At 47.6% G+C, this 22,601-nt stretch carries 21 protein-coding genes and 1 pseudogene; 17 read left to right on the top strand and 5 right to left on the bottom strand.

The features are described from left to right. Window positions 1-24: 24 nt before the first annotated feature. From CW370_RS10240 to slrR, 3 genes and pseudogenes are all read right to left on the bottom strand, one after another. Window positions 25-219, bottom strand: a pseudogene (locus tag CW370_RS10240) (hypothetical protein); the annotation flags it as partial. Next, complete coding sequence (gene pnbA, locus CW370_RS10235; RefSeq protein ID WP_024572764.1) at window positions 216-1,685, bottom strand: para-nitrobenzyl esterase; 1,470 nt, start codon at window positions 1,683-1,685, stop codon at window positions 216-218. The gene pnbA and the pseudogene CW370_RS10240, both read right to left, overlap by 4 nt. A gap of 74 nt (window positions 1,686-1,759) precedes the next feature. Then, window positions 1,760-2,218: an HTH-type transcriptional regulator SlrR gene (gene slrR, locus CW370_RS10230; protein ID WP_003228245.1), complete on the bottom strand. Its 459-nt coding sequence runs from the start codon at window positions 2,216-2,218 to the stop codon at window positions 1,760-1,762. A gap of 245 nt (window positions 2,219-2,463) precedes the next feature. Between slrR and CW370_RS10225 the strand changes: the two genes are divergently transcribed. The 15 genes from CW370_RS10225 to CW370_RS10155 all read left to right on the top strand — a co-directional run bounded on the left by CW370_RS10225 (window position 2,464) and on the right by CW370_RS10155 (window position 18,204). Next, window positions 2,464-3,168, top strand: a complete 705-nt coding sequence (locus CW370_RS10225; RefSeq protein ID WP_003228247.1) for a YveK family protein — start codon at window positions 2,464-2,466, stop codon at window positions 3,166-3,168. 5 nt (window positions 3,169-3,173) lie between these two features. Further along, a complete protein-coding gene (gene epsB / locus CW370_RS10220; RefSeq protein WP_003228249.1) occupies window positions 3,174-3,857 on the top strand; it encodes a protein tyrosine kinase EpsB in 684 nt (227 codons plus the stop codon). 234 nt (window positions 3,858-4,091) lie between these two features. Beyond that, window positions 4,092-5,912 (top strand): polysaccharide biosynthesis protein, encoded by a 1,821-nt coding sequence (locus CW370_RS10215; protein WP_172401337.1) that lies wholly within the window; start codon window positions 4,092-4,094, stop codon window positions 5,910-5,912. Window positions 5,913-5,923: 11 nt separating this feature from the next. Continuing rightward, window positions 5,924-7,069, top strand: coding sequence for a glycosyltransferase family 4 protein (locus tag CW370_RS10210; protein WP_029946012.1), 1,146 nt, complete (start codon window positions 5,924-5,926; stop codon window positions 7,067-7,069). Further along, window positions 7,066-7,902 (top strand): glycosyltransferase EpsE, encoded by an 837-nt coding sequence (gene epsE / locus CW370_RS10205; protein ID WP_024573441.1) that lies wholly within the window; start codon window positions 7,066-7,068, stop codon window positions 7,900-7,902. Before CW370_RS10210 ends, epsE begins: the two co-directional genes overlap by 4 nt. Beyond that, window positions 7,895-9,049, top strand: a complete 1,155-nt coding sequence (locus CW370_RS10200) for a glycosyltransferase family 1 protein (protein WP_024573440.1) — start codon at window positions 7,895-7,897, stop codon at window positions 9,047-9,049. The genes epsE and CW370_RS10200 overlap by 8 nt, the downstream gene beginning before the upstream one ends. Beyond that, a complete protein-coding gene (epsG, locus tag CW370_RS10195; protein ID WP_015714749.1) occupies window positions 9,046-10,149 on the top strand; it encodes a biofilm exopolysaccharide biosynthesis protein EpsG in 1,104 nt (367 codons plus the stop codon). The genes CW370_RS10200 and epsG overlap by 4 nt, the downstream gene beginning before the upstream one ends. A 24-nt stretch (window positions 10,150-10,173) precedes the next feature. Next, window positions 10,174-11,208 carry a glycosyltransferase family 2 protein gene (locus CW370_RS10190; protein WP_101169623.1) on the top strand — a complete coding sequence of 345 codons (1,035 nt, stop codon included), beginning with the start codon at window positions 10,174-10,176 and terminating at the stop codon, window positions 11,206-11,208. A 4-nt stretch (window positions 11,209-11,212) separates the two neighbouring features. Beyond that, window positions 11,213-12,289, top strand: a complete 1,077-nt coding sequence (locus tag CW370_RS10185; protein WP_029946013.1) for a polysaccharide pyruvyl transferase family protein — start codon at window positions 11,213-11,215, stop codon at window positions 12,287-12,289. Next, window positions 12,286-13,320, top strand: a complete 1,035-nt coding sequence (locus tag CW370_RS10180) for a glycosyltransferase (protein ID WP_024573313.1) — start codon at window positions 12,286-12,288, stop codon at window positions 13,318-13,320. Before CW370_RS10185 ends, CW370_RS10180 begins: the two co-directional genes overlap by 4 nt. After that, window positions 13,317-14,834, top strand: a complete 1,518-nt coding sequence (locus CW370_RS10175; RefSeq protein ID WP_086344343.1) for an MATE family efflux transporter — start codon at window positions 13,317-13,319, stop codon at window positions 14,832-14,834. The genes CW370_RS10180 and CW370_RS10175 overlap by 4 nt, the downstream gene beginning before the upstream one ends. Further along, window positions 14,831-15,439: a sugar transferase gene (locus tag CW370_RS10170; protein WP_014480945.1), complete on the top strand. Its 609-nt coding sequence runs from the start codon at window positions 14,831-14,833 to the stop codon at window positions 15,437-15,439. Before CW370_RS10175 ends, CW370_RS10170 begins: the two co-directional genes overlap by 4 nt. After that, on the top strand, window positions 15,436-16,086 hold the full coding sequence (locus CW370_RS10165; RefSeq protein ID WP_101169622.1) for an acetyltransferase: 651 nt from the start codon (window positions 15,436-15,438) through the stop codon (window positions 16,084-16,086). The genes CW370_RS10170 and CW370_RS10165 overlap by 4 nt, the downstream gene beginning before the upstream one ends. A gap of 4 nt (window positions 16,087-16,090) precedes the next feature. Beyond that, window positions 16,091-17,257 (top strand): DegT/DnrJ/EryC1/StrS family aminotransferase, encoded by a 1,167-nt coding sequence (locus CW370_RS10160; protein WP_101169621.1) that lies wholly within the window; start codon window positions 16,091-16,093, stop codon window positions 17,255-17,257. Next, window positions 17,236-18,204 (top strand): polysaccharide pyruvyl transferase family protein, encoded by a 969-nt coding sequence (locus tag CW370_RS10155; protein ID WP_101169620.1) that lies wholly within the window; start codon window positions 17,236-17,238, stop codon window positions 18,202-18,204. Before CW370_RS10160 ends, CW370_RS10155 begins: the two co-directional genes overlap by 22 nt. Before the next feature lie 9 nt (window positions 18,205-18,213). Here CW370_RS10155 and yvfG read toward each other — a convergent pair whose 3' ends face one another. After that, window positions 18,214-18,432: a protein YvfG gene (yvfG, locus tag CW370_RS10150; protein ID WP_003219905.1), complete on the bottom strand. Its 219-nt coding sequence runs from the start codon at window positions 18,430-18,432 to the stop codon at window positions 18,214-18,216. Window positions 18,433-18,510: 78 nt separating this feature from the next. On the opposite strand from yvfG, the gene rpoN reads away from it, so the two are divergent. Then, window positions 18,511-19,821, top strand: a complete 1,311-nt coding sequence (gene rpoN / locus CW370_RS10145) for an RNA polymerase factor sigma-54 (RefSeq protein WP_038829413.1) — start codon at window positions 18,511-18,513, stop codon at window positions 19,819-19,821. A gap of 26 nt (window positions 19,822-19,847) precedes the next feature. Here rpoN and lutP read toward each other — a convergent pair whose 3' ends face one another. Then, entirely contained in the window at window positions 19,848-21,539 is a 1,692-nt protein-coding gene (gene lutP, locus CW370_RS10140) for an L-lactate permease LutP (protein WP_101169619.1), read from the bottom strand. A gap of 227 nt (window positions 21,540-21,766) precedes the next feature. Between lutP and lutR the strand changes: the two genes are divergently transcribed. Further along, complete coding sequence (gene lutR / locus CW370_RS10135; protein WP_003228277.1) at window positions 21,767-22,489, top strand: L-lactate utilization/bacilysin biosynthesis transcriptional regulator LutR; 723 nt, start codon at window positions 21,767-21,769, stop codon at window positions 22,487-22,489. Window positions 22,490-22,601: the final 112 nt, after the last annotated feature.

Below are 22,601 nucleotides of genomic sequence, written 5' to 3'. Positions count from 1 at the left end.
ATAAAAACCCGGAAAAGAGAATTCCTTCTCTTTTCCGGGTTTTCTTTTTGCTGAGTATGCGGGAACCATCACAATTCCCGCGAAAAACAGTATGATGCCAGTCCAGCGCATAGGCTGGTAATAGACTGTGTCCCGTAAACATACCACGGCCGATAAAATAATGATACAAGCTGCCACAACAATGGCAGCACCAATGTATCCTGTTTTCCCCTTGTTTATTCTCCTTTTGGAGGGAATAGTTTCTGCCTTTTTTCAGATTCGGGATCGTTTTCGATCGTAATCTCTGAATCTAAAATCAGCGTCTCTCTTGTTTCTTCCTGATACGCCGGCCAATTCACAGCTTCGGTGCTTGGGTTTCCTGTTTTGGCGAATGTGATCCATGCTGATTGTATCGAGTGAGAAAGCTGTTTCACCTCATCCGTAACCTCCGCTTTTGCCATTCGTTCTAATCCGTCCAGATTTCCAAAGACAAAAGGAAGCTCTAATGCGTGAAACGCTTTATTGTACGGCGGCTTCTCCGGGTGCCAATCGAACCGGTACATCCAGACAGGGGCATAATGGGACTGTGCGGATGCATAGGCGACGGCAGGGCGCCAAAATAACAAATCAGTCATCATATGAATTTGGCTTTCCAGAGAACGCGGATACAAATCGGCAGCTTTCTCTGCCAGCGGCTTCCCTAGTAAATACTCGAGCGCTGCATCAAGCGTTTCCTGAGAATGAACGTCTGAATCCGGGGTGAAAAATAAATATCCTTCATCACGGGTTGTTCCGATTAATAGCGGAATGCCGGAAGCAGCCCCTTCTGAGATCGCTTTTTCTGGTTCAGCAGGCAGCGTTTTTGGATCAAGGGCGGGCTGGAAGAACAGCTGAAAGATATTTTCTTTTTCTGCGATCCGAAGCTGATCGGCCGCTTTAAGCAAATCTTCCGCTGCTACAGTATGCAATCTGTCCAGCTGGCTCTCATTAATTCCAAGGACTTGTAAAAAGGCAGCCGCAGTGCTTGCCGCTTGTTCTTTTGTCATTGTTCGGGAAGCGCCGCTTTCCATGATCGCTTTCTGGAACAGGCCTTTTGCCGCAGGCATAGCGAGCAGCGCGGCAATGCTCATGCCGCCGGCGGATTCTCCAAATACTGTTACGTTATCGGGATCACCGCCAAACGCTGAGATATTCTCTCGCACCCATTTCAGTGCGGCGGCTTGGTCTAAAAGCCCAAGGTTATCGGAATACGCCTCATCAAATGAAGACAAGTGCAAAAAGCCAAACGGCCCCAGCCGATAGTTCAGTGTAACGACAATGACCTCTCCCTGCGCCGCAAGTTTTGATCCGTCATACAATGGCTCACTGCCCGCTCCAAGATAAAAAGCGCCTCCGTGAATCCACACCATGACAGGAAGGTTTTGGCTTGGAGTGTCAGGCGCAAATACATTGACAAACAAGCAATCCTCGGACTGGCGGGGCAGCTCAGTATACGAAAGTGAGAGCAAATCAGACGGCTGCGGGCAAATAGGGCCGTACGCTGTGGCATCAAGGACATCTTCCCACACTTCAGGCGGCTCAGGTGCTTTAAAACGCCATTGTCCGACAGGCGGCTTGGCATAGGGGATTCCTTTCCACTTATGTACGCCGTTTTCCGTTGTGCCCTTTACTTTGCCGTATTGAGTCGTTACTATTTGATGAGTCATCGTGTTCTCTCCCTTTTTCCCCCATTATAAACAGATTTACCCTACAGATGCGAACGTTAGCCCTTAACCGATCATCATCTTCCCATTGTTTTTAAAAAGGATTTGACTTCATGGACAGTCAAGCCGATTTCTCTTGCTTCCGCCATCAGCGCTTTCCATTCTTCTATATTGGATTCTGTCAGTTTGCGGTTGCGGTAAGAGGCAGTTTCAGGCTGTTCTTTCTTCAGCCTGTTCGTAAAAGTGAACAATTCTTCCTTTTCCATCCCGGCTTGTACGGCTTGCACTAAATGTACGCGCCATTCTTCTTCACCGCCGCTGATTTTTTCATACATCATTGTTTCTGCGTCAAATAATTCTGTTAATTCAACTTCCAGTGTGGCAGAAACTTTTTTTAAAAATTGAACGGACGGATTCGTGTGAACGCCTCTTTCAATCTTGCTTAAATAGGATTTGGATACGCCTGACTCAACAGCCAGCTGATTAATAGAATAGCCTTTTCTTTTACGGTACAAACGGATAATTCTTCCAATCATAATATGAAATTCTCCTCTATTCCTGTCGTTATTTCGTTCATTATAAGGAATTTTTCGTTCTTTATAAAATTTAAAATAATAAGGGAAGTGCAGTAAATTAGAGGAAAATCACGTTTTTGTTCTCTAAAGAGAACTTATTGGCTTATTTTGCAATTTTTAAATAATAACGTTTTCTTTTATAATCCAATCATTAACAGAAAGGGGCGCGGGAAGCCAGCCGCGGGAAGGCTGAAGGCTATGAATACATGAATGAGAATATGAGTTTCAAAGAATTATATGCGATTGTCAGACACAGATTCGTGCTGATTCTGCTCATCACAATCGGCGTCACCCTTATTATGGGTTTTGTGCAATTTAAGGTCATTTCACCGACCTACCAGGCGTCGACACAGGTGCTGGTTCATGAATCAGACGGTGAAGAAAACTCGAATCTCAGTGACATCCAGCGAAATCTTCAGTATAGCAGCACGTTCCAATCGATTATGAAAAGCACTGCCTTGATGGAAGAAGTTAAGGCGGAATTGCACCTATCTGAATCGGCTTCCTCGCTGAAAGGAAAAGTGGTTACCAGCAGTGAAAATGAATCAGAAATAATCAACGTTGCCGTTCAGGATCACGATCCGGCGAAAGCAGCTGAGATTGCGAACACGTTAGTGAACAAGTTTGAAAAAGAAGTAGATGAAAGAATGAATGTACAAGGCGTACATATATTATCAGAGGCGAAGGCTTCTGAAAGCCCGATGATCAAGCCGGCCAGGCTGCGAAATATGGTCATGGCTTTTGGCGCTGCTGTCATGGGCGGCATTACACTGGCATTTTTTCTGCATTTTCTCGATGATACATGCAAAAGCGCACGGCAGCTCAGCGAGAGAACCGGATTGCCATGCTTAGGCTCCGTTCCTGATGTCCACAAAGGGCGGAATCGCGGGATAAAACATTTCGGGGAGTGAAGCGAGTGATCTTTAGAAAAAAGAAAGCAAGGCGAGGTTTGGCTCAAATATCTGTTTTACACAATAAATCAGTTGTTGCGGAACAATATCGCACCATTCGGACAAACATTGAGTTCTCATCTGTCCAGACCAACTTGCGATCTATCCTCGTCACCTCCTCTGTGCCTGGTGAAGGTAAATCGTTCAGTGCAGCGAATCTTGCGGCTGTCTTTGCGCAGCAGCAGGAAAAGAAAGTACTGCTGGTGGATGCCGATTTAAGAAAGCCGACCATCAATCAGACGTTTCAGGTTGATAATGTAACCGGGCTGACAAATGTGCTGGTCGGCAATGCTTCACTCAGTGAGACGGTGCAAAAGACGCCGATCGATAACTTATATGTACTGACAAGCGGGCCGACCCCGCCAAATCCGGCAGAACTGCTGTCTTCAAAAGCAATGGGAGACTTAATATCTGAGATCTATGAACAATTCAGCCTCGTCATCTTTGATTCCCCTCCGCTTTTGGCTGTTGCAGATGCTCAGATTCTAGCAAATCAAACAGACGGCAGCGTGCTCGTCGTTTTAAGCGGAAAAACAAAAACCGATACCGTTCTGAAAGCAAAAGATGCACTGGAACAATCCAATGCGAAGCTGTTAGGCGCTCTTTTAAACAAAAAGAAAATGAAAAAATCGGAACACTATTCCTACTAGTTTTTGTAAAGGTGATGTCTCCTGACCTGTATCAATGGAGGCACTCGGCTCTGCTGTGGGCAGCTGAAGTTGCTGCCTTAGATGCTGGTCGTCGCTGGCGGGGCGTGAGGATGGGTTAAATGCCCACTTATCTGATATATACATAGGACGTATTGTCGGTTTAGCTGCTGCCGATTTTTTGGAGAGACGAAAACCGCCGCAGCTAAACCGATAAAAGAATTAGGGGGGAAAAGGTTGAGTTACCGGAGAAGACTGTCAATGATTATTGCGCTGGATACTTACCTCGTTTTAAATTCAGTTATTGCAGGATATCAATTTTTAAAAGATTCCTATCAATTTTATGACTCCGGAGCATTACTGCTTACCGCTGTCAGCTTGCTCCTCAGCTATCATGTGTGTGCTTTCCTGTTCAATCAGTATAAACAGGTGTGGACATACACCGGACTCGGCGAGCTGATTGTCCTGCTTAAGGGCATTACGCTTTCCGCCGCTGTGACCGGTATCATTCAGTATGCTGTGTATCACACGATGTTCTTCCGTCTGTTAACCGCGTGCTGGGTGCTTCAGCTTTTGTCTATTGGAGGGACCCGTATTTTATCCAGAGTATTAAACGAAAGCATCAGGAAAAAACGCTGCGCCTCGTCCCGCGCGCTGATTATCGGGGCGGGCTCAGGTGGGACTCTGATGGTCAGGCAGCTGCTTTCGAAAGATGAACCTGATATCATACCTGTCGCTTTTATTGATGACGACCAAACGAAGCATAAATTAGAAATTATGGGACTGCCCGTAATCGGCGGTAAAGAAAGTATCATGCCTGCGGTGCAAAAGCTCAAAATTAATTATATTATTATTGCCATTCCTTCACTCCGCACCCATGAGCTTCAGGTGTTATATAAAGAATGTGTGCGAACAGGAGTAAGCATTAAAATTATGCCTCATTTTGATGAAATGCTGCTTGGCACACGAACTGCCGGACAAATCAGAGATGTAAAAGCTGAGGACTTGCTCGGCAGAAAGCCGGTAACCCTCGACACTAGCGAAATTTCGAACCGCATCAAAGGAAAAACAGTTCTCGTCACGGGAGCGGGCGGATCAATCGGCTCGGAAATCTGCCGTCAGATCAGCGCGTTTCAGCCTAAGGAAATTATTCTGCTCGGCCATGGGGAAAACAGCATTCATTCGATTTATACAGAGCTGAACGGACGATTCGGCAAACACATTGTGTTCCATACGGAAATCGCTGATGTGCAGGACCGCGATAAAATGTTTACCTTGATGAAAAAATACGAGCCGCATGTTGTCTATCATGCAGCTGCCCATAAGCATGTGCCTTTAATGGAACACAATCCTGAAGAGGCGGTCAAAAACAATATTATCGGAACAAAAAATGTCGCGGAAGCAGCCGATATGTCGGGAACAGAGACATTCGTGCTGATTTCATCGGACAAAGCGGTGAACCCAGCCAATGTAATGGGGGCGACAAAACGATTCGCAGAGATGATTATTATGAATCTTGGGAAAGTCAGCAGAACCAAATTTGTCGCTGTTCGCTTCGGCAATGTACTCGGGAGCCGCGGCAGCGTCATTCCAATTTTCAAAAAACAGATTGAAAAAGGCGGCCCGGTGACAGTAACACATCCGGCAATGACCCGCTATTTCATGACGATTCCCGAGGCATCAAGGCTTGTGATTCAGGCTGGGGCACTGGCGAAAGGGCGTCAGATTTTCGTTCTCGATATGGGAGAGCCCGTAAAGATTGTGGATCTTGCCAAAAACCTCATTCATTTGTCCGGCTACACGACTGAGCAGGTTCCGATCGAATTCACAGGCATTCGTCCGGGCGAAAAAATGTATGAAGAATTACTGAACAAAAATGAAGTCCACGCTGAACAAGTCTTTCCAAAAATTCATATCGGCAAAGCGGTAGACGGCGACTGGCCGGTGCTGATGCGCTTTATCGAGGATTTCACTGAACTGTCGGAAGCCGACCTGAGAGCGAGGCTGTTTGCGGCAATCAATACATCAGACAAAATGACGGCTGCCAGCGTTCATTAGGGGGAGTGAAAATGACGAAAAAGATATTGTTTTGCGCGACTGTTGATTATCATTTTAAGGCCTTTCACCTCCCTTATTTTAAATGGTTCAAGCAAATGGGCTGGGAGGTTCATGTCGCCGCGAACGGACAAACCAAGCTGCCGTATGTGGATGAGAAATTCTCCATCCCGATTCGCAGGTCACCTTTTAACCCTCAGAACCTGGCCGTTTATAGGCAGCTGAAGAAAGTGATCGACACCTATGAATACGATATTGTCCATTGCCATACACCGGTCGGCGGTGTTCTCGCCAGACTGGCGGCGAGGCAGGCACGGCGGCACGGAACAAAGGTGCTGTACACAGCGCACGGATTTCACTTCTGCAAAGGAGCACCAATGAAAAATTGGCTTCTTTACTATCCGGTCGAGAAATGGCTTTCAGCATATACGGACTGCCTGATTACGATTAATGAAGAGGATTATAAACGGGCGAAAGGACTTCAAAGGCCGGGCGGAAGGACGCAGAAAATTCACGGCATTGGCGTCAACACAGAGCGTTTCCGGCCTGTCAGTCCGATAGAGCAGCAAAGACTCAGAGAAAAGCACGGGTTCCGTGAAGATGATTTTATATTGGTTTATCCAGCTGAGCTCAATCTGAACAAAAACCAGAAGCAGTTAATTGAAGCCGCAGCCTTGCTAAAAGAAAAAATTCCCTCGCTTCGCCTTGTGTTTGCCGGGGAAGGGGCAATGGAACAAACGTATCAAACGTTGGCTGAAAAGCTTGGCGCTTCCGCCAATGTCTGTTTTTACGGCTTTTGCAGCGACATACAAGAGCTGATTCAGCTTGCGGATATATCTGTCGCATCCAGCATTAGAGAGGGCCTCGGCATGAATGTGCTTGAGGGAATGGCGGCAGAAAAACCGGCGATCGCCACAGATAATCGCGGGCATCGGGAAATCATCCGCGACGGAGAAAACGGTTTTCTGATCAAAATTGGTGACAGTGCTGCTTTTGCCCGCCGGATTGAACAGCTTTACCATAAGCCGGAGCTCTGCCGAAAGCTGGGACAGGAAGGCCGAAAAACAGCCTTGCGCTTCTCGGAGGCGCGAACGGTGGAAGAAATGGCAGATATTTATTCCGCCTACATGGATATGGATACAAAGGAGAAAAGCGTATGAACTCAGGACCGAAAGTTTCTGTCATTATGGGCATTTATAATTGCGAACGCACTTTGGCAGAAAGCATAGAATCCATTCTCAGCCAATCCTATAAAAATTGGGAGCTGATTTTGTGCGATGATGCGTCAACAGACGGCACGCTCCGTATCGCGAAGCAGTATGCCGCTCATTACAGCGACCGCATCAAACTGATTCAAAACAAAACAAACAAGCGGCTTGCCGCATCATTAAATCATTGTCTTTCGCATGCGACAGGAGATTATATCGCACGTCAAGACGGAGATGATCTTTCGTTCCCGCGCCGCCTGGAAAAGCAGGTCGCGTTTTTAGAAAAGCACCGACACTATCAGGTGGTTGGCACCGGCATGCTTGTGTTTGATGAATTTGGCGTAAGAGGCACCCGCATTCTGCCTTCTGTTCCGGAGCCGGGCATCATGGCAAAAGGGACCCCATTTTGCCACGGCACGATTATGATGAGAGCGAGTTCCTACCGCACGCTGAAAGGCTATCGGTCGGTGCGGCGAACGAGACGAATGGAAGATATTGATTTGTGGCTTCGCTTTTTTGAAGAGGGCTTCAGGGGCTATAATCTTCAGGAAGCCTTGTATAAAGTGAGGGAAGACAGCGATGCATTCAAACGGCGGTCATTTACGTATTCAATCGACAATGCCATTCTTGTCTATCAGGCGTGCAGACGCTTGAAGCTTCCTTTATCTGATTACATATATATCGCAAAACCGTTAATCCGCGCGTTTATGCCTGCAGCCGTGATGAATCGCTACCACAAAAAAAGAGTGATGAACCAAAAGGAAGGGCTTGTCAAGCATGAATAGCAGCCAAAAGCGCGTGCTCCATGTTCTCAGCGGCATGAACAGGGGCGGCGCGGAAACCATGGTAATGAATTTATATCGGAAGATGGACAAAAGCAAAGTGCAATTTGACTTTTTAACGTATCGAAATGATCCGTGCGCTTATGATGAAGAGATTTTATCTTTAGGCGGGCGGCTTTTTTATGTCCCGAGCATTGGGCAAAGCAATCCCCTTACATTTGTGAGGAATGTGAGAAACGCGATAAAAGAAAACGGGCCGTTCAGCGCCGTTCATGCGCACACGGATTTCCAAACGGGCTTTATCGCCCTTGCGGCAAGGCTCGCCGGAGTGCCGGTCAGGGTATGCCATTCCCACAATACGTCTTGGAAGACCGGCTTCAATTGGAAGGATCGCTTGCAGCTGATGGTGTTCAGGCGGCTCATCTTGGCGAATGCGACAGCGCTGTGTGCCTGCGGAGAGGATGCGGGCAGGTTTTTATTTGGACAGTCCAATATGGAGCGGGAGCGTGTTCACCTTCTTCCGAATGGGATTGACCTTGAGTTGTTCGCCCCAAATGGGCAGGCGGCTGATGAAGAAAAAGCAGCACGCGGCATTGCAGCCGACCGGCTCATCATTGGCCATGTGGCCCGGTTTCATGAAGTGAAAAACCACGCGTTCCTGCTTAAACTTGCCGCACATCTCAAAGAAAGAGGCGTTCGCTTTCAGCTCGTTCTGGCGGGAGACGGGCCGTTGCGCGGGGAGATAGAGGAGGAGGCGCGGCAGCAGAATTTGCTTTCAGACGTCCTCTTTTTAGGCACGGAAGAACGGATCCATGAATTGATGCGCACATTTGATGTATTTGTCATGCCGTCTCTGTACGAAGGCTTGCCGGTTGTGCTTGTGGAAGCACAGGCGTCGGGGCTTCCATGCATCATTTCAGACAGCATTACAGAAAAAGTCGACGCCGGTCTCGGGCTTGTCACAAGATTAAGTCTTTCTGAGCCGATCAGCGTCTGGGCTGAAACCATTGCAAGGGCGGCCGCCGCAGGCAGGCCGAAGCGTGAGTTCATCAAAGAAACACTCGCTCAACTTGGCTACGATGCACAGCAAAATGTAGGAGCGCTGCTGAATGTATACAACATCAGCACGGAAAAGGACCATGACCGATGATTGTATATGCCGTCAATATGGGGATTGTATTTATTTGGTCTTGGTTCGCTAAAATGTGCGGCGGCCGTGACGATTCGCTTGCCACGGGGTATCGGCCGAATAAGCTTTTGATCTGGATTCCGCTCGCTTCACTTGTGCTCGTGTCAGGTCTCCGCTATCGAGTCGGCACGGATTTTCAGACGTACACGCTGCTGTACGAATTGGCGGGCGATTATCAAAATGTGTGGCAGATATTCGGTTTCGGCACTGCGAAAACAGCGACAGATCCGGGGTTTACCGCACTCCTTTGGCTGATGAATTTCATCACGGAAGATCCTCAAATCATGTATTTTACGGTGGCGGTCGTGACCTACAGCTTTATTATGAAGACACTCGCCGACTATGGCAGGCCGTTTGAGCTGAGTGTCTTTTTGTTTTTGGGAACCTTTCATTACTACGCGTCTTTTAACGGCATCAGGCAATACATGGTCGCAGCTGCTTTGTTTTGGGCGATCCGTTATATCATCAGCGGGAACTGGAAGCGATATTTCCTGATTGTGCTGGTCAGCTCTCTCTTTCATTCGTCGGCGCTGATTATGATTCCAGTGTACTTTATTGTCAGAAGAAAAGCCTGGTCACCGGCGATATTCGGCCTATCCGCTTTATTTCTCGGCATGACATTTTTATATCAAAAATTTATTTCTGTGTTTGTCGTTGTACTTGAAAACAGCTCATACAGCCATTATGAAAAATGGCTCATGACGAACACAAATGGAATGAATGTGATCAAAATCGCTGTGTTGGTTCTGCCGCTGTTCCTTGCATTTTGCTATAAAGAACGATTGCGGAGTCTGTGGCCGCAAATCGATATTGTAGTCAATTTGTGCCTGCTTGGTTTTTTGTTCGGCCTTTTGGCCACAAAGGACGTGATTTTTGCCAGATTCAATATTTATTTCGGTCTGTATCAAATGATCTTAGTCCCTTATTTTGTCAGGATATTTGATGAAAAATCGAACGCCCTTATCTATATCGCTATTGTTGTTTGTTATTTTCTTTACAGTTATTTGCTTATGCCGGTTGATTCATCCGTTCTGCCTTACAGAACGATTTTTTCCCGGTAATTTATGCAAGAGGAGCCGGTCATTATGGAAACACCTGCGGTTAGTCTGTTAGTCGCTGTTTATAACACAGAAACATATATCAGAACGTGTCTCGAATCACTGCGGAACCAGACAGTGGACAATATAGAAATCATCATTGTTAATGACGGTTCAGCAGACGCAAGCCCGGATATTGCAGAAGAATACGCCAAAATGGACAACAGGTTCAAGGTGATTCATCAGGAGAACCAGGGTCTCGGTGCGGTTCGGAATAAAGGCATTGAGGCAGCACGCGGCGAATTTATCGCGTTTATCGATTCAGACGATTGGATTGAGCCTGATTATTGCGAGCAGATGCTCCGGGCAGCAGGCGATGAAACTGATCTGGTCATTTGCAATTACGCCGCAGAGTTTGAGGACACTGGCAAAACCATGGACTCTGACATTGCCCAAACCTATCAGGATCAGCCGAAGGAGCACTATATCAAGGCGTTATTCGAAGGGAAGGTCAGAGGGTTTTCATGGAACAAACTGTACAGAAGAAGCATGATTGAAGCCCATCGGCTGTCGTTTCCGCTCCGAGGAGAGCTGGAGCATGTCGAGGATCAGTTTTTCAGCTTCAGGGCTCATTTTTTCGCCCGCTCAGTAGCCTACGTAAAAACGCCGCTCTATCATTACCGAATTCACCTTTCCTCCATTGTGCAGCGCTATCAGAAAAAATTGTTTAAATCAGGACTTGCGCTGTATGAGGCGAATGCGGCGTTTTTACAGGAGAACAACAAACTGGAGGAGTATCGCAAGGAGCTTGATACCTTTATCGTTCTTCACAGCAGCATCTGTATGCTGAATGAATGGAAAACGAGCGGAAGCCGCCGGCTGTTTGAAAAGTTTAGAAATGTTGGCGTGATATGCGCGGACCCGGTGTTTCAAGAAAGTCTTTCAAAAACGGGTACTGCTCCTTTTGACGCAAAACGGTCATGCCTGCTTCTGATGGCGAAATACAGAATGATTCCGTTCGTCGCTATGGCATCGGCTGTGTATCAGCGGGTGATCGAGTACAAAATGAGAAACAGAGGGTGAGGACATGTCGTTACAATCGTTGAAAATCAATTTTGCAGAATGGCTGCTGCTAAAGGTCAAATACCCGTCCCAATATTGGCTGGGAGCGGCAGATCAACCGGTAAAGGCCGCAGCACATCAGAAAAAAATCATACTGACCCTGCTGCCGTCCCATGACAATTTGGGAGATCACGCAATTGCTTATGCCAGCAAGGCATTTCTTGAGCAAGAATACCCGGACTTTGACATCGTCGAGGTCGATATGAAGGACATTTACAAATCAGCAAAAAACCTGATCCGCTCGCGCCATCCGGAGGATATGGTCTTTATCATCGGCGGCGGAAATATGGGGGATTTATACCGTTATGAGGAGTGGACGCGCCGCTTCATCATTAAAACATTCCATGACTTTCGGGTTGTCCAGCTTCCGGCAACGGCTCATTTTTCTGACACGAAAAAGGGGCGCAAAGAGCTGAAACGGGCACAGAAAATTTATAATGCGCACCCCGGCCTGTTGCTGATGGCGCGGGATGAAACAACGTATCAATTTATGAAACAGCATTTTCAAGAAAAAATAATTTTGAAACAGCCGGACATGGTGCTGTATTTAGACAGAAGCAAGGCCCCCGCAGAACGCGAAGGGGTTTATATGTGTTTGCGCGAGGATCAGGAAAGCGTGCTTCAGGAGGAGCAGAGGAACCGGGTTAAGGCTGCGCTATGTGAGGAATTCGGCGAGATCAAATCCTTTAAGACAACGATCGGCCGTCGGGTCAGCCGCGATACACGCGAACATGAACTTGAAGCGCTGTGGTCTAAGCTGCAAAGCGCAGAAGCCGTCGTCACTGACAGGCTTCATGGCATGATTTTTTGCGCGCTGACAGGAACGCCGTGTGTTGTCATTCGCTCCTTTGACCATAAGGTGATGGAGGGCTATCAATGGCTTAAAGACATCCCGTTCATGAAGCTGATAGAACATCCGGAGCCAGAGCGCGTAACAGCCGCAGTCAATGAGCTTTTAACAAAAGAAACATCCCGTGCAGGCTTTCCGAGAGATGTGTATTTTAAAGGTCTGCGTGACAAAATCAGCGGTGAAGCGCAATGACCCCGCTCGTCAGCATTATTGTCCCGATGTATAATGTTGAACCATTTATAGGGGAGTGCATTGATTCTTTGCTTCGTCAAACGCTTTCTGATATTGAAATCATCCTCGTGAATGACGGAACACCGGATCGTTCAGGCGAGATTGCAGAGGACTATGCAAAACGGGATGCGAGAATCCGGGTCATTCATCAGGCAAACGGCGGGCTTAGTTCAGCGCGAAATACGGGAATAAAGGCCGCGCGGGGCACTTACATCGGCTTTGTAGACGGAGACGATTATGTATCTTCCTCCATGTTCCAGAGACTGGCTGAAGAAGCGGAGGAAAATCGGCTCGACATCGTCGGATGCGGTTTTTACAAACAGTCATCGGACAGGCGGACTTATGTGCCGCCGCAGCTTGAGGCAAACCGCGTGCTGACAAAACGAGAAATGACTGAACGGCTTAAACATGCTCACGAAACGAGATTTATCTGGTATGTATGGCGTTATCTTTACCGCCGTGAGCTTTTTGATAGGGCGAATCTGATGTTTGATGAAGACATCCGTTTTGCTGAAGACTCTCCCTTCAATTTGTCCGCTTTTTGCGAAGCGGAGCGGGTGAAAATGCTTGATGAGGGATTGTACATTTATCGTGAAAACCCGAACAGCCTGACAGAAATCCCTTATAAGCCGGCGATGGATGAACATCTTCAAAAACAATATCAAGCTAAAATCGCATTCTACAATCACTATGGCTTAGCAGGCGCATGCCAAGAAGATTTGAATGTGTACATTTGCAGGCACCAGCTTCCGATGCTTTTGGCAAATGCCTGTGCTTCTCCGAATTCGCCGAAAGACATCAAAAAGAAGATCAGGCAGATTTTATCCTATGACATGGTGCGGCAGGCTGTCAGACATACACCGTTTCAGCATGAGAAATTATTAAGAGGAGAGCGCTTGGTATTAGCACTGTGTAAATGGCGGCTCACTTTTCTCATCAAGCTGTTTTTCGAGCATCGGGGGACAATGAAAGGCAGTGCGAAGCAAGCATGAAATTCACAATAAACTTCAGCGCTAATCTCACGGCTTTTCTCTTGTCCGTTTTCCTATCGGTTTGGATGACGCCTTTTATTGTCAAAACGCTCGGTGTGGAAGCGTTTGGCTTTGTTCACTTGACACAAAATGTGATTAATTACTTTTCGATTATTACCGTGGCGCTCAGCTCGGTTGTCGTTCGGTTCTTTTCTGTTGCTGCCCACAGGGGAGAGCGGGAGAAAGCAAATGCGTATATCAGCAATTATTTAGCGGCCTCTGTTTTGATTTCATTGCTGCTCTTGCTGCCGCTTGCGGGTTCGGCTTTTTTTATTGACCGCGTCATGAATGTGCCGCAAGCGCTTTTGGCTGATGTGCGTTTGTCGATTTTAATCGGCAGTTTGCTGTTTATTTTAACGTTTCTGATGGCGGGTTTCGGCGCTGCACCATTTTATGCCAACCGCCTTTATATCACCAGTTCCATTCAGGCGGTGCAAATGCTTATACGGGTGCTGTCTGTGCTGCTCCTGTTTGCATGCTTTGCGCCGAAAATCTGGCAGATCCAGCTTGCAGCTTTAGCTGGTGCTGTTATTGCGTCTGTGCTGTCTTTCTATTTCTTCAAAAAGCTGATTCCGTGGTTTTCGTTTCGTATGAAGGATCTTTCATTCCGCACAAGCAAGGAGCTGTTTCAAGCGGGCGCATGGAGCTCCGTCAATCAAATCGGCGTCCTGCTTTTTTTGCAGATTGATCTGTTAACCGCCAATTTGATGCTGGGGGCGTCTGCATCCGGGAAATACGCGGCGATTATCCAGTTTCCGCTGCTTTTGCGCAGCTTGGCCGGAACGGTCGCATCCCTGTTTGCGCCCATCATGACTTCATATTATTCAAAAGGCGATATGGAAGGATTGATGAATTACGCCAATAAGGCAGTAAGGCTCAATGGTCTTTTGCTTGCACTTCCTGCTGCCTTATTGGGCGGATTGGCGGGACCTTTTCTGACAATCTGGCTCGGACCGTCCTTTTCAACAATAGCACCGCTTTTATTTATTCATGCCGGATACTTGGTTGTCAGCCTCGCCTTTATGCCGCTGTTTTATATATGGACCGCTTTTAATCAACAAAAAACACCGGCGATTGTTACCCTGCTGTTAGGTGCGGTGAATGTGGTGCTGGCGGTCACGCTGAGCGGGCCGGCTCATCTCGGTCTGTACGGCATAACATTGGCAGGGGCCATTTCTCTTATTTTAAAAAATGCCATCTTTACGCCGCTTTACGTATCCCGCATTACAGGCTACAAAAAGCACGTGTTCTTTAAAGGCATAATCGGGCCTCTTTCAGCCGCTGTATTTGCCTGGACGGTCTGTAAGGCAATTCAGTTCGTTGTGAAGATTGACAGCTGGCCGTCACTGATAGCGACGGGAGTGACAGTCAGCTTTTGTTACGCTGTTTTCGCTTTTATGCTCGTTTGTACAAAAGAGGAAAGACAGCTGATACTAAAACGGTTTCGAAAAACGAAAGGAGCTGTGAATCTTTGATCCTGAAACGACTTTTTGATCTGACGGCCGCCATTTTTTTGTTGTGCTGTACGAGTGTGATCATTCTGTTCACCATCGCCGTTGTCAGGCTGAAAATAGGATCACCTGTCTTCTTTAAGCAAGTAAGGCCAGGCCTGCACGGCAAACCGTTCACCTTATATAAGTTCCGGACAATGACGGATGAACGGGACAGTGAGGGAAATCTGCTGCCAGATGAAGTCCGGCTGACGAAAACGGGCAGGCTGATCAGAAAGCTGAGCATTGATGAGCTTCCGCAGCTCCTGAATGTCCTGAAGGGCGATCTTAGCCTTGTCGGGCCGCGGCCGCTTTTGATGGACTATCTGCCTCTTTATACAGAAAAACAGGCACGGCGCCATGAGGTGAAGCCGGGTATCACAGGCTGGGCGCAAATCAATGGCAGAAACGCGATTTCCTGGGAAAAGAAATTTGAATTAGATGTATGGTACGTTGACAACCGGTCATTTTTTCTCGATTTGAAAATTTTATGTTTGACGGTGCGAAAGGTCCTTGTTTCAGAAGGGATTCAGCAAACCAATCATGTGACCGCGGAACGGTTTACCGGAAGCGGAGATGTGTCCTCATGAAAAACGTGGCCATTGTGGGTGACGGCGGACACGGAAAGGTGATCAGAGAGCTGATAAACGCCCGCTCAGATACGCGCTTAGCCGCGGTGCTGGATGATAAATTCAAAACGTTCGAAGGCGGAAAAGAATGGTACACAGGACCGCCGGAAGCCGTTACTGAACTGCGCAGGCTCATTCCTGATGTGCTGTTTCTGATTGCTGTTGGAAAGAACAGTGTCAGAAAACAGCTGGCGGTGCGACTGGGACTGAGGAAAGATGATTTTATTACATTGATTCACCCGTCAGCCATCGTCAGCAAGTCGGCTGTCATCGGGGAAGGGACAGTGATTATGGCGGGCGCGATCATTCAGGCGGATGCGCGCATCGGCGCTCATTGCATCATCAATACGGGTGCAGTGGCAGAGCACGACAATCAAATCAGCGATTACGTTCATCTGTCCCCGCGTGTCACGCTGTCAGGAGCGGTTTCCGTTCAGGAAGGCGCTCACGTCGGAACTGGTGCATCCGTCATACCGCAGATCACAATCGGGGCTTGGAGCATTGTCGGCGCCGGCTCCGCGGTGATCCGTCCCATACCGGACAGGGTAACGGCGGCCGGTGCTCCGGCACGCATCATTTCTTCCATTCAAACATCAAACAAAGGATGATTCTATGCATAAAAAAATCTACTTATCTCCCCCTCATATGAGCGGCAGGGAGCAGCACTATATTTCAGAAGCCTTTCGCTCAAACTGGATCGCGCCGCTTGGGCCGCTCGTGAATTCATTTGAAGAACAGCTGGCAGAACGAGTCGGTGTAAAAGCAGCAGCTGCGGTCAGCTCAGGAACGGCGGCGATTCATCTGGCCCTGCGTTTGCTTGAGGTAAAAGAAGGTGACAGCGTGTTTTGCCAGTCCTTCACATTTGTAGCAACCGCCAATCCGATTTTATATGAAAAAGCGGTGCCCGTTTTTATTGATTCTGAGCCTGATACGTGGAATATGTCGCCGACAGCCCTTGAAAGAGCATTGGAGGAAGCGAAAAGAAACGGAACACTGCCAAAAGCGGTTATTGCCGTCAATCTATATGGGCAGAGCGCGAAAATGGATGAAATCGTAAGCCTGTGTGATGCATACGGAGTTCCTGTCATTGAGGACGCAGCCGAATCTCTCGGCACAGTCTATAAAGGGAAGCAAAGCGGAACATTCGGGCGCTTCGGCATTTTTTCATTTAACGGGAACAAAATCATCACCACATCAGGGGGAGGGATGCTCGTTTCAAATGATGAAGCCGCAATTGAAAAAGCAAGATTTCTCGCTTCGCAGGCACGAGAGCCAGCTGTTCATTATCATCACAGTGAAATTGGACATAATTACAGGCTGAGCAATATCTTAGCCGGCGTCGGCATTGCCCAGCTTGAGGTGCTGGATGAGCGAGTGGAGAAAAGAAGGACCATTTTCACGAGATACAAAAATGCGCTCGGTCACATAGACGGCGTCCGCTTTATGCCGGAGTACGCAGCCGGCGTATCCAATCGCTGGCTCACCACGCTCACACTTGATAACGGGCTCAGCCCATATGACGTAGTTCAACGTCTTGCTGAAGAAAACATTGAAGCCCGTCCGCTGTGGAAGCCGCTCCATACCCAGCCGCTGTTCAATCCGGCTTTATTTTATTCTTATGAAGATACAGGAAGCGTATGCGAAGATTTGTTCAAGCGAGGAATCTGTCTCCCATCGGGGTCCAATATGACAGAAGATGAGCAAGACCGGGTCATTGAAGTGCTACTGCACTTATTCCAAACTGCCGAGGTGAAGAAATGGACAGCAAGCATTCGATGATCAGCCTGAAACAGAAACTGTCCGGGCTGCTCGACGTCATTCCGAAACAATCAGAGATTATATATGCTGACTATCCTCTATATGGGAATGTAGGGGATTTATTTATTATGAAAGGAACAGAAGTCTTCTTTAAAGAACACGGGATTCGGGTCAGAAAACGCTGGAATCCAGACAATTTCCCAATCGGGCGAAAGCTTGATCCGAATCTCATCATCGTCTGCCAGGGAGGCGGAAACTTCGGGGATCTGTATCCGTACTATCAAGGCTTTAGAGAGAAAATCGTTCAAACCTATCCGAACCACAAAATTGTGATCCTGCCGCAATCGATTTATTTTCAAAACAAAGACAACCTCAAACGGACGGCAGAGATATTTTCTAAGCATGCGAACCTTCACATCATGACAAGGGAAAAAGCCTCCTATGCTACGGCACAGGCCTATTTTACAACAAATCACATTCAGCTTCTGCCTGATATGGCTCATCAGCTGTTTCCCGTCATTCCCACGCAGCAGCCGTCCAATCAAAAGCTGAGATTTATCCGAACAGATCATGAAGCAAACCAGGCGCTTCAGGAACACGCAGAAGCGGAAAGCTACGACTGGCGCACGGTGCTGTCAGCTTCAGACCGCCGGACGATTGCTTTTCTCCAAACGCTGAACGTCTTGAATAAAAAAGCAGGCAACCCTTTGCCCATTGCGTATATATGGGAAAAATACTCGGATTATATCGTCCAAAAAGCGATTCGGTTTTTCAGCCGTTACGAATCGGTGGAAACATCAAGGCTGCACGGCCACATCCTGTCTTCTCTTCTTCAAAAAGAAAACACGGTCATTGATAATTCCTACGGGAAAAACGCCAATTACTTTCATACCTGGATGGAAGGCGTGCCAAGCACCCGTCTCATCCAGCACGCCTCAAAGAAGGAAAACCTTCCTGCTCACATGTGAGCGGAAGGTTTATTTTGATTCTCCACGTTTGACTTTGTTGTATGCTTCATCTAAATGCTGAATCCGTTTCAGGACAACTGCGTTTTTCGTCAGCTGGTCCTGCACTAGTGTTGAGACGACGGAACGGTAGTAGCTGTTCATCGCGTGGATTTTATCCTCAGACTGATTCATTTCAATATGCTGTTTTAAATTCTCAATAAAATAAGGGACGGAAAAAAGTTCAGACATTTCTTTGGCAGCTCCTTTTTCATAAATGTATACGGTGTGATCTCAATCATGTACAATGAAGAAAGGGGAGTGAGCAAGATGGATATGAAACTTCAGCAAGTACAAGTATTAAAGCCTCAACTGACACAGGAGCTCAGGCAGGCCATCACGCTGCTTGGCTATCATTCGGCAGAACTCGCCGAGTACATTGATGAGCTCTCACTGGAAAACCCTCTTATTGAACGAAAGGAAACAGACACACCGCCACTATCTTACCATAAAACAAACAAAAACAGGATGAATGCACAGGAAGCGGGCCTTCAATTAAGTAATCCGCAAAAAACATTGCAGGATGCGTTAAAACAGCAGTCACTCGATATGAATCTGACAAACACTGAAAAAAAGATTTTTAATTATCTGATTCATTCGCTTGATTCAAACGGGTACTTGGAAGAAGATATAGAGGAGGCAGCACGGCGATTATCTGTATCGGCCAAGGAAGCGGAGGCTGTTTTGGCAAAACTCCAGTCATTAGAACCGGCTGGAATCGGTGCGAGATCTTTGCAGGAATGCATCCTTCTTCAATTACAGCGGCTGCCGAACAGAAATGAACAAGCGGAAATGCTGGTTTCAGCTCATTTTGATGCTTTTGCGCAAAAAAAATGGAAAGCGCTTTCAGTAGAGACGGGAATTCCGCTTCATACCATTCAAGATATCTCAGATGATATCGCGGCTCTTCATCCTAGACCTGGCCTTCTGTTTGCCCGGCCAGAGCAAGATGTGTATATTGAGCCTGACATTTTTATCACTGTAAAAAACGGGCACATCGCAGCGGAACTGAATACCCGCTCGTTTCCCGAGATCGATCTGCATCCGCAGTACAGAACGCTTTTATCATCCGGCTCCTGTCAGGATACTGTCTCCTATTTATCTGCGAAATATCAGGAGTGGCGCTGGCTGAGCCGCGCGCTGAGGCAGCGAAAACAGACAATCACGAGAATTATCAATGAACTGATCACACGCCAAAAGGATTTCTTTCTGAAAGGGCGAAGCGCAATGAAGCCGCTGACTCTCAGAGAGGTGGCGGACTGTCTAAGCCTTCATGAATCAACTGTGAGCCGGGCCATTAAAGGGAAAACAATACAAACGCCTTACGGGCTGTTTGAGATGAAACTCTTTTTCTCAGCAAAAGCCGAGGCTTCAGGTGATGGAGATGCGTCGAATTATGCAGTCAAAACGCATCTGGAAAACCTGATCAATCAAGAGGACAAAACAAAACCGCTTTCAGACCAAAAGCTTGTCGATTTGCTGTATGAACAACACGGCATCCAAATCTCGAGACGCACCGTGGCAAAATATCGCGATCAAATGAATATTCCGTCATCGGCAGCGAGAAAGCGATATAAATAAAATCCTCCCTAGACGGGAGGATTTTTTTAAGGAATCATCCAGCTGAATACGTGATGCTGCAAAAAGGTGATGATACAGACGAGCAGCAGCAAAAACAGACTGTGTTTAATGGTAAAGCGGAAAAGATCTGACTCCTTTCCGGCGAGCCCTACCGCGGCGCACGCCACCGCTATCGACTGCGGTGAAATCATTTTTCCTGTGACACCGCCTGAAGAGTTGGCGGCCACAGACAGAACGGGGTCCATGCCGACTGATAATGCGGTGACTTTCTGCAGGTTGCCGAACAGCAGGTTGGCGGAAGTATCCGAGCCGGTAATGAAGACGCCGAGCCAGCCGAGGATGGGCGAAAAGAAGGTAAACATCGAACCTGTCAGCGCGAGTGTCATCCCGAGTGTCGTGCTCATTCCCGAGGAGTTGGTGACATAGGCAAAACCAACGACAGAAGCGATGGTCAAAATCGGAAGCTTCAATTCCTGGACTGTTTCTTTAAAAACGGTTCCCCAGTCTTTCCACGAAATCGCCGTGATGAACTTTGACAGCACTGCGGCAATCAATATCGCGGTGCCGGCTGAACCAAGCACCTCAAGCTTGTAAACCGCCTCAATCGGCGTACCGTCAGCATTGACAATCTGATTGTTCAAAAAAGGCACACCGGGGGCAAAAGTCAGTTTTTCTCCAACAGCATTCAGCCACTTCAAGAACACCGCAGAGCCTTCATAATGCCCGGTTAGTGCAGATTTGACAGATGGAATGCCCCATACGGAAATCATCGCCGTCAGCAGCAGAAATGGCGACCAAGCCTTAAAAATCTGTCCGCCGCTGTACGCAGGCGCCGCCGGATTTGTGCGCGCCGTTTCAATTGAGGCGGCCGACTCTTGTTCACCGGCAAACCGGAATGTTGTTTTCGGCTTCCACCATTTCAAAAACACAGCAAGTGCAGCCATTGAAACAAGAGCTGACAAAACATCGGGCAGCTCAGGCCCTAAAAAATTGGAACTGAGATATTGAACAACAGCAAAGGAAACACCAGATACGAGAATCGCCGGCCAGATCTCCAAGGCTTTCCTGAACCCGCTCATGATGATGATTAAATAAAGAGGAATAAATACGGATAAAAACGGCAGCTGCCGCCCGACCATTTGCGAAATCTCCATCGCCGGAATCCCTGTCGGCCCTTCTACGGCTGTAATTGGAATCCCAATCGCCCCAAAGGCAACCGGCGCCGTATTGGCGATCAAACAGATCCCCGCAGCATAAAGAGGATTAAAGCCGAGACCGACCAGCAGCGCGGCAGAAATGGCGACCGGCGCTCCGAAGCCTGCTGCCCCTTCTAAAAAAGCCCCGAATGAAAAAGCGATCAAGAGAGCCTGAAGCCGTCGGTCATCAGTAATCGAGAGAACAGAGCTGCGAATGATATCAAACTGTCCCGTTTTCACAGTGATTTTATACAAAAAAACAGACGTCACAATGATCCAGCCGATCGGCAACATTCCGTATACGGCTCCTTGTGTCGCGGACATCAGCGCTTTTTCCGCAGGCATCCGATAAACCAATACAGCAATGACAAGGGCGATCCCCAATGTGGCCAAGCCAGCTGTATACCCCTTCATCCGTTTAATCGCGAGTGCCCAAAAAAAGAAAATAATCGGTACAAGTGCGGCAAGCGCTGATACTAGCAAATTTCCCCCTATAGGCGTATATGCCTGTGTCCATTGCATCCCAAACCCCTCCTTGAAACATAAACTGGCGCCATATGTAAGCGGTTTCTATAGATGATATGATCATCTGATGACTGGGTAATAAGACCAGTTACCTAGCATTATATTTTGAAAAAAATCAAAGTACAAGACTTTTTGACAAAATAGTCAAAATCTTTTGGCGGCCCACAAAACAGAGTATAATAGATCGTAAACAGCCAGACCTACAAGTTACGGGGTGAATTGCATTGAAATACAAACAGATTAAAACAAAAAAAATATATGAAGAAGTAGCGGATGCACTATTAGATATGATCAAAAACGGCGAATTGAAGCCGGGGGATAAACTGGACTCTGTTCAGGCGCTTGCTGAGAGCTTTCAAGTCAGCCGTTCAGCGGTTCGCGAGGCACTTTCTGCGCTAAAAGCGATGGGGCTTGTCGAAATGAAACAGGGAGAAGGCACGTATCTGAAGGAATTTGAGCTCAATCAAATTTCTCAGCCGCTCTCAGCCGCCCTTCTGATGAAAAAAGAGGACGTCAAGCAGCTGCTCGAGGTCAGAAAACTGCTTGAAATCGGCGTGGCTTCACTAGCGGCTGAAAAAAGGACAGAAGCAGATCTCGAAAGAATTCAGGATGCACTAAAGGAAATGGGCAGCATTGAAGCGGACGGGGAGCTGGGAGAGAAAGCAGACTTTGCATTTCATCTTGCGCTTGCGGACGCTTCTCAAAATGAACTTCTTAAACACTTGATGAATCACGTGTCATCATTGCTGCTGGAAACAATGAGGGAAACGAGGAAAATCTGGCTGTTTTCCAAGAAGACCTCCGTTCAGCGGCTGTATGAGGAGCACGAACGGATTTACAATGCTGTGGCTGCCGGGAACGGTGCACAGGCGGAAGCCGCCATGCTGGCGCATTTGACGAATGTGGAAGATGTGCTTTCGGGATATTTCGAGGAAAATGTGCAATAACCAACTCATTTCCCGGGCAATTCCGCCGGTTCCGAATGATACGAACAACTGAGACTGAGCCGCAAATGGTTCAGTCTTTTTACATGAGGCAGCCAGAGGGCTTTGTGTACTT

The sequence above is a fragment of the Bacillus sp. SN32 genome, from assembly GCF_002837495.1.
Taxonomy (GTDB): domain Bacteria; phylum Bacillota; class Bacilli; order Bacillales; family Bacillaceae; genus Bacillus; species Bacillus subtilis.
The sequence above is the reverse complement of the archived record's forward strand: the minus strand, read 5'-3'. Positions and strand labels throughout refer to the sequence as shown.